This is a genomic window from Sporolactobacillus pectinivorans (genome assembly GCF_002802965.1).
GTDB lineage: Bacteria > Bacillota > Bacilli > Bacillales > Sporolactobacillaceae > Sporolactobacillus > Sporolactobacillus pectinivorans.
Map to the genome: position 1 here is coordinate 1099119 of NZ_NXGA01000001.1, position 13130 is coordinate 1112248.

General features: G+C 45.6%; 9 protein-coding genes and 1 tRNA gene. 9 read left to right on the forward strand and 1 reads right to left on the reverse strand.

Annotated elements, in window-relative coordinates; all coding sequences use genetic code 11:
* Positions 1-20 precede the first annotated feature (20 nt).
* From larE to COP04_RS05380, 6 genes are all read left to right on the forward strand, one after another.
* Positions 21-881: an ATP-dependent sacrificial sulfur transferase LarE gene (larE, locus tag COP04_RS05355; RefSeq protein WP_100489544.1), complete on the forward strand. Its 861-nt coding sequence runs from the start codon at positions 21-23 to the stop codon at positions 879-881.
* Complete coding sequence (gene larB, locus COP04_RS05360; protein ID WP_100487041.1) at positions 868-1638, forward strand: nickel pincer cofactor biosynthesis protein LarB; 771 nt, start codon at positions 868-870, stop codon at positions 1636-1638. The genes larE and larB overlap by 14 nt, the downstream gene beginning before the upstream one ends.
* Complete coding sequence (gene larC, locus COP04_RS05365; RefSeq protein WP_100487042.1) at positions 1635-2876, forward strand: nickel pincer cofactor biosynthesis protein LarC; 1242 nt, start codon at positions 1635-1637, stop codon at positions 2874-2876. Before larB ends, larC begins: the two co-directional genes overlap by 4 nt.
* A 168-nt stretch (positions 2877-3044) precedes the next feature.
* Positions 3045-3773: an MIP/aquaporin family protein gene (locus COP04_RS05370; RefSeq protein WP_100487043.1), complete on the forward strand. Its 729-nt coding sequence runs from the start codon at positions 3045-3047 to the stop codon at positions 3771-3773.
* Between the two features lie 429 nt (positions 3774-4202).
* Positions 4203-4275, forward strand: a tRNA-Ala gene (locus COP04_RS05375).
* A gap of 278 nt (positions 4276-4553) precedes the next feature.
* On the forward strand, positions 4554-5126 hold the full coding sequence (locus tag COP04_RS05380) for a DUF4865 family protein (RefSeq protein WP_157800187.1): 573 nt from the start codon (positions 4554-4556) through the stop codon (positions 5124-5126).
* 291 nt (positions 5127-5417) lie between these two features.
* Here the strand turns inward: COP04_RS05380 and COP04_RS05385 are convergent, their stop codons facing one another.
* Complete coding sequence (locus COP04_RS05385; protein ID WP_100487045.1) at positions 5418-5873, reverse strand: GNAT family N-acetyltransferase; 456 nt, start codon at positions 5871-5873, stop codon at positions 5418-5420.
* 356 nt (positions 5874-6229) lie between these two features.
* On the opposite strand from COP04_RS05385, the gene COP04_RS05390 reads away from it, so the two are divergent.
* From COP04_RS05390 to COP04_RS05400, 3 genes are all read left to right on the forward strand, one after another.
* Positions 6230-7885, forward strand: a complete 1656-nt coding sequence (locus tag COP04_RS05390; protein ID WP_100487046.1) for a phospholipase C — start codon at positions 6230-6232, stop codon at positions 7883-7885.
* A 377-nt stretch (positions 7886-8262) separates the two neighbouring features.
* Positions 8263-10101, forward strand: a complete 1839-nt coding sequence (locus tag COP04_RS05395) for an Ig-like domain-containing protein (protein ID WP_100487047.1) — start codon at positions 8263-8265, stop codon at positions 10099-10101.
* Between the two features lie 222 nt (positions 10102-10323).
* The gene (locus COP04_RS05400; RefSeq protein WP_100487048.1) at positions 10324-12981 is read left to right on the forward strand and encodes a cation-translocating P-type ATPase; all 2658 of its coding nucleotides are present in this window, start codon (positions 10324-10326) and stop codon (positions 12979-12981) included.
* Positions 12982-13130: the final 149 nt, after the last annotated feature.

Below are 13130 nucleotides of genomic sequence, written 5' to 3' on the forward strand. Positions count from 1 at the left end.
TTTTAAAGGGAGTTTTCATCATGCTTTCCACCTATAATGCCAAACTTGAGAAACTGAAACAATTGCTGCACAGTTATGAAAAGATTGCCATTGCTTTTTCCGGAGGAGTAGACAGCACCTTTCTGCTCGCTGTTGCCAATGAGGAACTGGGAGATGGGGCACTGGCACTGACAATTCAGTCGCCTACGATTACCGACGATGATTTAAGGGATGTCAAAGCTTTCTATCTCAAAAATACGGTGAACTATAAAATCATCCACTTAAATCAGCTGGATCGTCCCGCGTTTCGTCATAATCCGGCTGATCGCTGTTATTACTGCAAGCAAATGGAATTTTCCAGTATGGCTGATGAAGCAAAAAAACATGGTATTCACTGGATCGCTGCCGGAATTAATCTCGATGACAAAGGAGATTATCGTCCGGGTATGCGGGCACTCAAAGAAATTGGCGTTGTCAGTCCGTTGAAAGAAGCCGGAATGACAAAAACAGATATTCGCTATTTTTCCAAGATGTATCATCTGCCGACGTGGAACAAACCGGCAAGCAGCTGCCTTGCTTCTCGGGTACAATATGGCGAAGTGATCACTGAAGAAAAGCTCCAGAAGATCAGTGCCGCGGAAAGGGTTCTGAAAGACATGGGCATTCGGAATTTGCGTGTCCGCTATCACCATGGCAATATCGCCAGAATTGAAGTGGCGCCGGAAGAACGCGCCTTCTTTTTTGACGCAACAATCATGGACACGGTTGCTGCCCAGTTTCGAAAAATTGGGTTTTCCTATACCGCGCTTGATTTGCAAGGCTATCGGCGTGGAAGCCTGAATGAAACACTCGACCTGGAGACCAAACAAAAAGCAAAGATGAATATCCATGTTTCAAGATAATCTCACTGACTTATTAGAAAACGTGCAAAATGGCGCTTTGTCGATTACGGATGCCGTTAGCCGTTTGAAGACTTTGCCCTTCGAAGATCTGGGTTACGCCAAAGTAGATCATCACCGATCGATACGCAACGGTTTCCCGGAAGTCATCTATTGTGAAGGAAAGACTACTGATCAGATCAGGGGCATTTTTTTAGTACTTATGCGCAGTGAGAACAATATTCTGGCGACACGTGCTTCTTCCGAAAACTTCGCCGGCGTCCGGCAAATTGCACCAAACGCGGTTTATTATCAACAGGCCCGTTGCATCGTTGTCAACCCCGTCAAAAAGAATCAGGATGCCAATCACTATATTGCTGTAGTAACAGCTGGAACATCCGACATCCCCGTTGCGGAAGAAGCGGCGGTTACCGCTGAGACATTTGGAAATCATGTTGAACGTATTTACGATGTCGGTGTCGCAGGGCTCCATAGACTGCTCGCACAATTGGACCGGCTCAGAAAAGCGGACGTTGTCATTGTTGTTGCCGGCATGGAAGGCGCATTGGCCAGTGTTGTCGGCGGCTTGGTCGAACACCCGGTTCTTGCCGTGCCGACAAGTGTCGGTTACGGTGCCAGTCTGCACGGAATTGCCGCATTATTGACCATGTTGAACAGCTGTGCGAGTGGGATCAGCGTAGTCAATATTGATAATGGTTTTGGAGCTGCTTACTCTGCCAGTCTCATAATAAAAGAAATAATGAATGGGTGTCAAGAATGAAAATACTATATTTCGACTGTTTTTCGGGGATCAGCGGCGATATGATACTTGGTACGCTGATTGATCTCGGCCTTGATCCTGCCTATTTGACCGATGCGCTTAAAAAGTTACATCTAGACGGTTATTCTATCGTTTATTCACAAAAATTCACCGGAGGAATTATCGGGAGCGATGTTGACGTCCGGCTTGAACACCCTGAATTTACTGACGGGCATCACTCAGAACATCATCACCATCGCAATTTGGAAGACTGTCAGTCTATTATCAATAAAAGTTCCCTGTCCGACTGGGTGAAAAAACATGCCAATCGGGTATTCGAAGAAGTGGCGCGTGCTGAAGCACATGTTCATGGCAAACCTGTTGAGAAAGTTCATTTTCATGAAGTAGGCGCTGTCGACAGCATTATTGATATTGTCGGCGCATTCATTGGCCTCGAGAAACTGGGTATTGAAAGGGTCTACGCCTCTGCACTCCACGACGGACATGGCTTTATTAACTGTGCGCACGGCCGGATGCCGGTTCCCGTCCCGGCGGTCGCCGAGATGCTGGCTTCAAGCCAAAGAAACATTCCTTATGAACAAGGCAATGTTCCGACCGAATTAATTACTCCGACAGGAATGGCGATCATTAAAACGATTGCCGCGGGTTTCGGCCTTCAGCCATCGATGCACGTGCTTAAGATAGGTTATGGAACGGGAAAAAGGGATACCGGAGGGATGAATGCGCTTCGCGGCATGCTAGGCGAACAAAAAGAATCAACAAAAAACGATGAAGTAGTACTGCTTGAAGCCAATATTGATAACCAGACCGGCGAGATGCTGGGTTATGTCATGAACCGGCTTCTTAACGCTGGCGCGCTCGATGTCTTTTACACACCAATTTATATGAAAAAAAATCGGCCGGCGATTAAATTCTCCGTTCTCGCAACGCCGGCTGCTGAAGAAAAAATGGTCGATCTCATCTTAGCTGAGACGACAACACTTGGCGTCCGTGTCAGCCGTTGTCCACGTTTTATCATGAAGAGGGAAATATTGAAAGTGCAAACCGAATACGGCGTGATCCATGTGAAGCACGCCTCCTGGAATGAAATCGATAAATGGTCCCCGGAATTTGATGATTGCGCTTTTCTGGCCCAGGAATATCACGTTCCTCTGGCAGAAATTTATGAAGAGGCTGAGCGCAGCATTCGCCTATTAAAAGTGGAAAAAGAATTACAGGGAAATCGACCGGCTCATTAAGCGATGATTCGCCAGAAAAATAGGAGTATCAAGTAAGCAAATGGATTGCAGCCGCAGCCGCTGTCCCCTGAATAAAAAGGTTCAGTTATTCGATTTAAGGAAGCTTTATCTGAAGCAATACGAATTCATCCAATATTAAAATATGCTAATTAATGTGAGGGATTATTTATGGTTTACAGTCTTGGCGTGCAATGGCTCAGTGAATTGTTAGGTACAGCTATTATGATTCTTTTCGGCAATGGAGCCGTTGCCAATGTTGAGCTCAAAGGAACTAAAGGGTACCACAACGGCTGGATGATCATAGCCGTGGGCTACGGATTCGGAGTCATGATACCCGTTATGATGTTCGGATCGATAAGCGGCGCGCAAATCAATCCGGCGATTACCTTGGGACTGGCCGCCAATGGCTTATTCCCTTGGTCTCATGTTTTGACCTATATAAGTGCTCAGATGATCGGTGCCATGCTTGGACAATTCTTGCTGATCATCGCCTATAAACCTTTCTATAATAAAACGGACAATACACAAGCTATTCTCGGAACCTGTTCCACAATTTCCGCATCGGGAAGTTATCTGAACGGTTTCATTAATGAGTTTTTAGGAACTTTTCTTCTCGTTTTTGGCGCGATGCTGATCCTGCATTCACAGGCCCTGATGCATGAAGCTGGAGCCGCACAAATGGGCGTTGGTTTTCTCGTCTGGGTATTAGTTGCTTCCCTTGGCGGCCCGACAGGACCCGGACTCAATCCTGCCCGGGATTTAGGCCCGCGAATCATTCACGCACTGTTCCCGCTTCCTCAAAAGGGGGACTCTCAGTGGTCTTATGCTTGGATCCCTGTTGTCGCGCCAATCGTTGCCAGTATTCTTGCCGTCTGCCTTTTCAAAACGGTCTATTAATTCTTTTAACCCGAAGTTCAATGAAACAGAATGAAAGAGTAAATACTTAAAATCCCTTAATCTCAATATTATTTGAGGTCGGGATTTTTGTTCGTTCAAATTTAGCTGGCGAGCCCCAAGAATCTTACGGTTAATTAACTTGGTCAATTTAGAAATTCACTTTGTTTCTTTCAAATTTTATCAACTGAAAATGTTGTGGGTAAAAAATTAATTATTAATTACAAAATAAATGCGAACCCAAATCTACAGGGCTAAGCTGTTATCAATAACTTTTTTTAATGATTAGTGCCAATACCCCATCAAATCGAGCGGAAGTTTTGTCATTTAACTGAGCTGCTTACAAATTATCTTGACCTCTGTGCAGATAATAGTGTAACATAGTTATGTTGTCGACTTAGAGGTATTAGGCCTTTATTGACTTATGTTTTTGGGGCATTAGCTCAGCTGGGAGAGCGTTGCGCTGGCAGCGCAAAGGTCAGGGGTTCGAGCCCCCTATGCTCCATAAATGGTACTGGAAAGGGATCTTTCAGCGGTAAAAAGAGAAAAAGTGCACAGCATCAGATTCATTTTTATCCCGTTTCAGACCTCTGAGGGTGAAGTTTTCAGAACTTTACTCTTGGAGGTCTTTTTCTGTTCTCATTGAGTTGGTTTGGCGGGAAACGCTGACAGTTAAAAGTGAAGTGAGGCAGCTCTTGTTCATAAGTGACACTAACGAATGACTCTGTAATAATAAAAGATATAGATATAGGTTCAAAATAAAAAGTACGGGAGGTTTTGATGATGTTTGCCATCCAATATGAAATTGCTCTGCCTGCTGATTATAATATGGAGATAATACGCCGTCGTGTTGAAAACGGTGGTTCAGCTTATGATCATTATCAAGGGCTTGGTTTAAAGGCTTTTCTTATTCAAGATAAAAATGAAGAAGAAACACCAGTTAATCAGTATGCAACTTTCTATCTCTGGACAGACACACAGGCAGCATCGAAATTTCTTTGGGGAGGAAACGGATTTCAAGCGATCGTACGAGATTTTGGCAGGCCAACCGTTCAGACATGGCTGGGCGGTAAATTTTCCTTGGGAAATTCATCAAAACGTGCTCCTGCTTTTTTGGTAAAAGAAACGACAAAAATCCCTGCATTTATTGACCCGCAAGACAGTGCTGCCGTTGCAAATCAGAGAATGAATCAATTACTGCAAAATAGTCGCCTGCATTCAACCGCTTATGCGATGAACCCAACGACATGGGAGTTGATCGTGGTGTCCCTCTGGACAGAAAAACCAGCATTAAGTGTGGAGTCAGTTTTGTACAGGATTCTTCACTTATCCACTCCCGAAATTACAAGCCTGTGAGCATTTATGCAGCAGCAGTACACCTTTCAAAAATATTTCCTGCAACGTTTAATACACATGAGCAGGCATATGATATATTGACAATCAATCATATCTTCGGAGGGCTGGCACGAATGAGGCATTAAAAAGGGGATTAGAAGAATGCCAATAAAGAATTAAAAACAGTGCGGCACTCATTGTGGATGTCCGAGATCCGCCATCATTCTTGGGAGTTAAGTACTCGTTTATGAGAGTCAAGCACCCTCAGTCAGCAATTTTGCACCCCTACCTTTGCACCTTCGATGAGAGCTTTTATTTTCGCTCTAAAATATACGTCTTTTTATAAAAGCCAAATTTCTGATAAAAATCTAAAGCGTTCTCGTTGCCTTCACACACACCTATAATAATGGTTTGTGCTTTATGATTTTCTAACCAAGCTATCGATCGATTCATGAGTTCAGCGCCAAACCCATATTTGCGATAGTCCTTTTCAATGAATAGGGAATCAATCTCCCCGCATTTGTCCTTATCGATGGTACAAATACAATAACCAATATAGGTATTATTGTCCTTATCTAAAATTAAATTTATGTTTACATCACGACCAGGTTCTAAGAACTTTTGTTTTCGCTTTTCAAAAGTGAAGCACTCAAATTTATATGAAAAATGGGTTGAAAGATTTTTATGGTGGTTGTTTAGTTTCTCCCATAGGGGCTGTACAGCATCAAGCAACTCTTTTCCACCATCAATCACTGCTAAGTGTCTCATCATGTATCCCTCGCGTTTTTAAAAGATTAGAATCCAAGCTTATTATGATGGACACATAATTTTTACGCAATCCAAGTTTGCTATTCAGTGTAATGCTCGTACGTCCAGTGGAGGTTTTGTTTTTTTATTTGTTTACTCAATTAGCTCTTCTTTAACATGTCACTTATCATACACGCATTGCTTAAGCGCTTTTCCTGTCCCAATCTATGCCGGTACAAGAAACATAGATACTAATCCATTTTTCCTAATAGTCGCCAATTTTTACAAATAGAAAATATTATGAAAATCAAGGATTAATCTTTTGGAACTATGATCAAATTGTGACAAATTTATTTGGAATGGGAGACGATTGGAAAATGATCAGGCTCAAGTTAAAGAAAAAGTGGACGGCCGGTTTGATTGCCGCCATGCTGGTTGCGACCGGCGGTTACTTTGCTTTGCCGGATGCCCAGACATTGGCTGCAAAATCAGCGCCCCAGCTCAGTAACAGCTATTCCTACGTTAAGTATCAGGGAAGTACGACCACGCCGATCAAACATGTTGTCGTCATTTTTCAGGAGAATATCTCATTTGATCATTATTTTGGGACCTATCCGCATGCCCTGAATCCAAAGGGCGAACCTGCTTTCCATGCCGCGCCGGATACGCCGACTGTCAACGGCTTGAGTTCCTCACTTCTGACGAATAATCCCAATGGGGTAAATCCGCAGAGACTGGACCGCACGCAGGCAGTCACGAGCGGCAATGATCACAGTTACACAAATGAGCAGAAGGCAGCTAACGGCGGTCAGATGAATCAATTTGTTGCTTATGGGGGACATGGTGCAACGAACGTCATGAATTATTATGATGGAAACACAGTCACCGGATTATGGAATTATGCGCAGCATAACGCTTTGAATGATAACTCATTTGGGACAAGCTATGGTCCTTCTTCACCGGGCGCTCTGAATCTTATTTCCGGTCAGACTCACGGAGCAGTGCCTTATACTGCAAATGCCACTGCCGGCGGTCAAAAAATCAGCAGCGGCGTTGTCAGCGGACTGGTCAATAATGGCACGCTGTACAATGATATCGATCCTTACTTTGACAATACATCAAAAGGAAACACAGTGGCCATGACGGGCAAGAATGTCGGCAACATGCTCAATGATAAGCATATCACTTGGGGCTGGTTTGAAGGCGGTTTTCACAGCGCAGGCGAACAGCACAAGAATGTTGGCGGAGTGAATTCTACCGATTACATCCCGCATCATGAACCCTTCCAGTATTATCAATCAACAGCAAATCAAAATCATGTGGCGCCGTCTACAGCTTCGATGATTGGAAAGACGGATCAGGCGAATCACCAGTACGATCTGACCGATTTCTGGACAGCTGCAAAATCAGGCAATCTGCCTTCCGTAAGCTTCTTAAAAGCGCCTGCTTATCAGGATGGACATTCCGGCTATTCTGATCCGCTCGATGAACAGACATTTCTTACAAATACGATCAACAATCTCGAACAGCTATCATCGTGGAAAGATACTGCAGTCATCATCGCTTATGATGATTCGGACGGATGGTACGATCACGTGATGCCGCCACTCGTCAATGGGTCAAATGATCCGACGGCTGATGCGCTTAACGGGCCGGGTGTTGCCGGTCAGGTTAAACCTGGTGCTTATTTTGACCGCGCGGGTTACGGGCCTCGGCTTCCGCTCCTGGTGATCTCTCCATATGCCAAATCTAATTTTGTTGATAATACATTGACCGACCAATCCTCGATCTTGCGGTTCATTGAAGACAACTGGGGGTTAGGGGGAATAGGTGACCAATCTTTTGATGCTATGGCCGGAAGCCTGGAGAACATGTTTGATTTTACGGATCATGGAAATAACAAACCGCTCTATCTGAATCCGGGTACCGGTCTGGTTGAAAGCAAAGCTGCTGCAAAAAAGCAGGGAACGGACTATCTGAAGACACTTTATGAAGATGCAGGTGTCACACTGCCAAAAGAAATATCAAAATAATCCACTAAAATGTATGAATGACTTTTTTTAATCAGGTCAGGTGCGAACGGCTTCATGGTGACTTCCCGGGTGCTGCTCATTATTGGGCAGGCCTGGGAAGTTTTTTGTTAATGGAAAAAGCTGCATTTAAGAGAGCAGGAATATCTCCGTACAGCTTCGTATTCGACATTGAAATGTGTTGATTTCTCGGATAAACTGGTTTTAGCAAGAATCATAATAGATTAAGAATATTTTTTCACGGTATTATTCAAACGATTCTATCAAACTATGAGAAGAAAATTTGGCGAAGCCAAGTCTACGGCATAGATTAAGGCCTTAATATTACTTATGCCGTTTCTTAACTCTCCGATTAGCGTCAGAAAGGCGGGCAGAGGACGATGAAAAAAATAAACAGCGGGATCATTCTTTTGCTTACCTTTTTGATGATTCTCTTTCCGGCCCCTTCAGCGGTTTTGGCAGCCGGAAGTGCCGCAACCGTTTCTCATCCGGTTCTGATCAGCAATGAATCGCCGAATGGTAATTTATCGGAGAACGTAGCCGGCTATATAGCCGGTGTTCAGCATGTCGCCGGTGAAAAGATCGTCAGAGGCGATCTTGATCAGATCCGTCCGCAAAGGAAAATCAACCGGAACGAAATATTAAAAAACAAGAGTGATGTGGCTCTGAAAACGGTCCAGAAGCCAATCACTTCCCGGAAATTCTGGATTTATGATTTCAATAATTACAACAGCAGGCAGATCAATGCCACACTTAAATATCAAGGCCAACATACAAATTTATGGGAGAATGGCAATGAGCTGTCGGCCGCCGATCTGGACAAATTAGGAACAGTCTTTGATCAAACGATTTATCCGCTGGATACCCAAACTTTTGGCAGCCCCTCCAATGTGGATGGGGATGGCAAAATCAATATATTATGCTATGACATCAGCGGCGGGTCAGGTGAAGCGTTGACTGCAGGCTACTTTGATCCCAATGATCTGACTGCCATGCCGGATTCCAATCACTCCGAGTTGCTTTATATTGATTCCGGCGCTTCGATGGGGGATGCCGGACATAAAGATCTCAGTAATGCGCTGACGACGATGGCTCATGAATTTCAGCATTTAATCAACTATAACCAGAAGGTTCTGGTGCAAAAGCATCAGGAGATGGATACATGGATGAATGAGGGGCTTGCGATGGCAGCCGAACAGATTTACTCTGAGAAGATTCATTCCGGACAGGTGCTTCAGGATCGAATTGATTATTACAATGATGATCCATCCGCATCGATTTCCTCGGGACAGTCTCTTGTTTACTGGGATTATGCTGGTGACGATCTTGCCAATTATTCTTTGTCTTATTTATTTTTTCAGTACTTGAGGATCCAGTGCGGGCAGGGGAATGCCGTTTATAAACAGGTGATTGATGATCCGCACAGCAATTATCTCGCCATTCAGGATGTGATTCAGCGTTACATTAATCCGAAGATAACTTTTGGTGAATTCATGACGGACTTTCGGTTCGCATTGTATCTGAATAAACGTTCGGGATTGTACGGATTTCATGGGGAAGCGGGCTTCCAATCGATCAAGAAAAGAGTCTATAATGTCAAATCTGGTTTTCCGAAGCTCAGGGGTGGCGGTGCGATTGTTGCGGCAAATTCGGCATCTGTGAATTTGGCAACTAAGGGTGTAGATGTAACGTATACGAATCTTGCTTCGACTGACCAGACAGTGCCGGCACGTCCGCTGGCAGGCCGGGTGACGGACAAGAGCCAGGCTGTGTCCGGCACAACCGAGGCGAACGCGACCGTTATCATTACTTCGGGCGGAAAAATACTGGCCGAGGGAAGAACTGGTGCCTCCGGATGGTTCACGCTGCCGATTAAGAAACAAAAGGGAAATTCGGTGCTTGATATTTTTGCTGAAGACGCTGCCGGAAATGTTGGTACATCGGACGTAGTCAGGGTTGCCGATTTAACACCGCCGGCACGTCCGACCGTCTATCATTTTTCCAATCGGCAGCTGTCGGTCACTGGAAAAGCAGAGCCAGGTTCAAGGGTTATGATCACATTGGGAAAGAAGACGCTTGGATCGGCCACAACGAGCAGCAAGGGGTATTTTTCCGTGCGCCTTGCCAAAAAACAGCAAGCGGGGGAACATCTTGCGGCTTATGCAACGGATCAGTCCGCAAACAGAAGTGCTGCATGCTATTTCATTGTAACCCGGTAAAACATCTCCAGATGCCCCATACTCAATCTCATCGCGGGTGTTGAAAAAAGCATAGATGTAAACGGATACATTTCCGGCAATCATAAGATATGCTGATAAAATAGTCTCCGAAAATTGATAAAGTGTAATTAATGCCAATAACTCCCGGCCGATCGGGTAAAGATAACAGAATAAGCAGCACAGTTGCTCGATTGAGTTGATCCAAAGATGGGGTGGGCAAATATGTGGTTTTCCAAATCGGCCGACGGGGTTTTTAAAGCGTTCAATGTTGAACCATTGCAAGGGCTTTCTTCGGAGGAAGCGCTGATTAGGCTGAAAAAATATGGAGAAAACAAGCTGAAGGGCAAACCTGCGAAGAGCCTTGCAGCGCTTTTTTTCTCCCAGCTCAGGGATATGCTCATTTATGTTCTGATGGGTGCTGCTGTCGTCACATTACTTATTGGAGAATATGCGGATGCTGTGATTATCTTGCTTGTTGTCCTATTAAATGCAGTGATCGGTGTTTTTCAGGAATACAAAGCGGGAAAAGCAATCGAGGCGCTGAAAAGGCTGACGGTCCCGAAGGCGCTGGTGCGCCGCGATGGAGAAGTCAAAGAGCTTGATTCCGGAGAGCTTGTGCCGGGCGATGTCATTGTGCTCGACACCGGACGGTTCGTTCCCGCGGATCTGCGCCTGGTTGAAAGCGTGAATTTGCAGATTGAAGAATCAGCGCTGACCGGTGAGTCGGTGCCTTCAGAGAAAAATGCGGAGGATGTTTTCAGCGATCCGAAGACGCCGCTCGGCGATCAGTTGAATATGGCATTCATGTCAACGCTGGCAACGTACGGGCGGGGCGAAGGGATTGTAGTCGGGACGGGAATGAACACGGAAATCGGGAAAATAGCTCGGGTGCTTGACGAGGATGATGATGATTTGACGCCGCTTCAGAAGAAGCTGGCTGATTTAGGAAAAATGCTGGGCTACATCGCGATCGCAATCTGTGTGGCTATTTTTATTATTGCACTGATCCAGAAGCGTGACCTTTTTGAAATGTTTCTGACCGCTATCAGTCTGGCGGTTGCCGCTATTCCGGAAGGACTTCCGGCAATTGTTGCCATCGTCCTGGCACTGGGGGTGACACGCATGTCACGTATCCACGCGATTGTCAAAAGGCTGCCGGCGGTCGAAACGCTTGGTTCTGTGAATATCATCTGCTCGGATAAAACGGGAACGCTAACCCAAAACAAAATGACTGTCGTCCACACTTATATGTACCGGAAATTCATCGATGTTCCAAAAGGGGAACCAGCAGATACCGGGACGCAGGACATGAAGGATATGATCGAGTCATTCGTTCTGTGTTCGGACGCGACATATGAAAATGATGAAAGCACGGGTGATCCGACGGAGGTGGCGTTGGTCGTTCTTGGCGAGAAATACCACCTGCCTAAAAGAGCTCTTGATTCAGCGCATGAAAGGATTGCCGAAAGGCCGTTTGATTCCGACCGGAAGCTGATGTCGACTTTGAACAGAGAAGGTAACGGGTTCCGAATTCATACCAAGGGTGCCATTGACAATATCCTGAAGATTGCGACCCATGCCCGGGCTGACGGTAAAGTTGTACCGTTGACTGCAGAGATGAAAAACGATTATCTAAGGGCGGCTGAAAAAATGTCTGATCGGGCGCTAAGGGTGCTTGGCGCGGCCTATAAAGATACGGAAAAAGTGCTTGAACCCGATGAGATGGAAAAGGATCTGACTGTGCTCGGCCTCGTTGGCATGATTGATCCGCCGAGGCTTGAAGTCCGCGACGCGATCGGAAAAGCTAAAAGTGCAGGAATCACACCGGTGATGATTACCGGGGATCACCAGCATACGGCTGCAGCCATTGCCAAGGAACTCGGCATCAGTGCAGCGCCGAATCAGGTTATTTCCGGCAGCGAAATTGACGCTATACCGGACGATGTATTTAATAAAGAAATGAACCGTTATCGCGTCTTTGCCCGCGTGTCTCCAGAGCATAAAGTCCGGATTGTCAAAGCTTTTCAATCACAAGGTAACATTGTGTCGATGACTGGCGATGGGGTGAATGACGCGCCTTCACTGAAGCGGGCGGATATCGGCGTTGCTATGGGCATTACCGGTACAGATGTGTCCAAGGGTGCCAGCGATATGATTCTGATGGATGACAATTTTGCGACGATTGTTGCTGCAATTGAAGAAGGACGCAATATTTACAATAATATCAGGAAATCAGTCGTCTTCCTGTTGTCCTGCAATCTTGGGGAAATCATAGCAATTTTTGCTTCGGTACTCTTTTCCTGGCCGGTACCGCTGATGCCAACCCAAATCCTCTGGATCAATCTGATCACCGACACTTTCCCGGCCATCGCGTTGGGCGTTGATCCCGGCGACCGGAATATCATGAAGGAAAAGCCAAGAAGCCCGAAAGAAAGCTTCTTCGCAGGCGGTGCCGCACTCAGGGCAATTTTGGGCGGAACATTGATTGGTATTCTGACACTGGCGGCTTTTTATTTCGGATTAAATGAGCATGGATTTGGCATGGCTTCAAAAGGGATTCCTGAAGATGTGCTCACTTATGCCGAAACGATGGCCTTCGTTGTGCTGGCAGCTTCCCAGCTTTTTTATGCGCTGGCCATGCGCCACTCATTTCAGTCGATTTTCAGAATCGGTTTGCTTTCCAATAAATATCTCATTGCTTCAATTCTGTTTGGACTGGTTCTGCAGTGTGCTGTCATATCAACCTCTTTTCTGTCCGGTGCCTTTCATGTGCAGATGCTGTCGCTCCGGGACTGGAGCATTGTGATCGCTCTTTCCCTTATTCCGCTTGCAGTAAATGAATGCATCAAAGCAGGAATGAGAATCAGATCAGGGAAATAAATGAAATCCAGAATTTAAAAAAAGCAGTCCCCCGCAAAAACAGCTGTTTTTTTCTGCCCCGAATCAAGAGAAACTCGCATGAAGTGGGTGATAAAAGTTCGAAAGCGGATGATTACTCCACCTGGCAGCTGGAACGCAAAGTAGTGCTG

Coding starts and splice junctions, on each gene's coding strand:
- COP04_RS05385 (WP_100487045.1), bottom strand. CDS start 5,873: ATGAGACACTTAGCAGTGATTGATGGTGGAAAAGAGTTGCTTGATGCT.
- larC (WP_100487042.1), top strand. CDS start 1,635: ATGAAAATACTATATTTCGACTGTTTTTCGGGGATCAGCGGCGATATG.
- COP04_RS05400 (WP_100487048.1), top strand. CDS start 10,324: ATGTGGTTTTCCAAATCGGCCGACGGGGTTTTTAAAGCGTTCAATGTT.
- COP04_RS05390 (WP_100487046.1), top strand. CDS start 6,230: ATGATCAGGCTCAAGTTAAAGAAAAAGTGGACGGCCGGTTTGATTGCC.
- larB (WP_100487041.1), top strand. CDS start 868: ATGTTTCAAGATAATCTCACTGACTTATTAGAAAACGTGCAAAATGGC.
- COP04_RS05395 (WP_100487047.1), top strand. CDS start 8,263: ATGAAAAAAATAAACAGCGGGATCATTCTTTTGCTTACCTTTTTGATG.
- COP04_RS05370 (WP_100487043.1), top strand. CDS start 3,045: ATGGTTTACAGTCTTGGCGTGCAATGGCTCAGTGAATTGTTAGGTACA.
- COP04_RS05380 (WP_157800187.1), top strand. CDS start 4,554: ATGTTTGCCATCCAATATGAAATTGCTCTGCCTGCTGATTATAATATG.
- larE (WP_100489544.1), top strand. CDS start 21: ATGCTTTCCACCTATAATGCCAAACTTGAGAAACTGAAACAATTGCTG.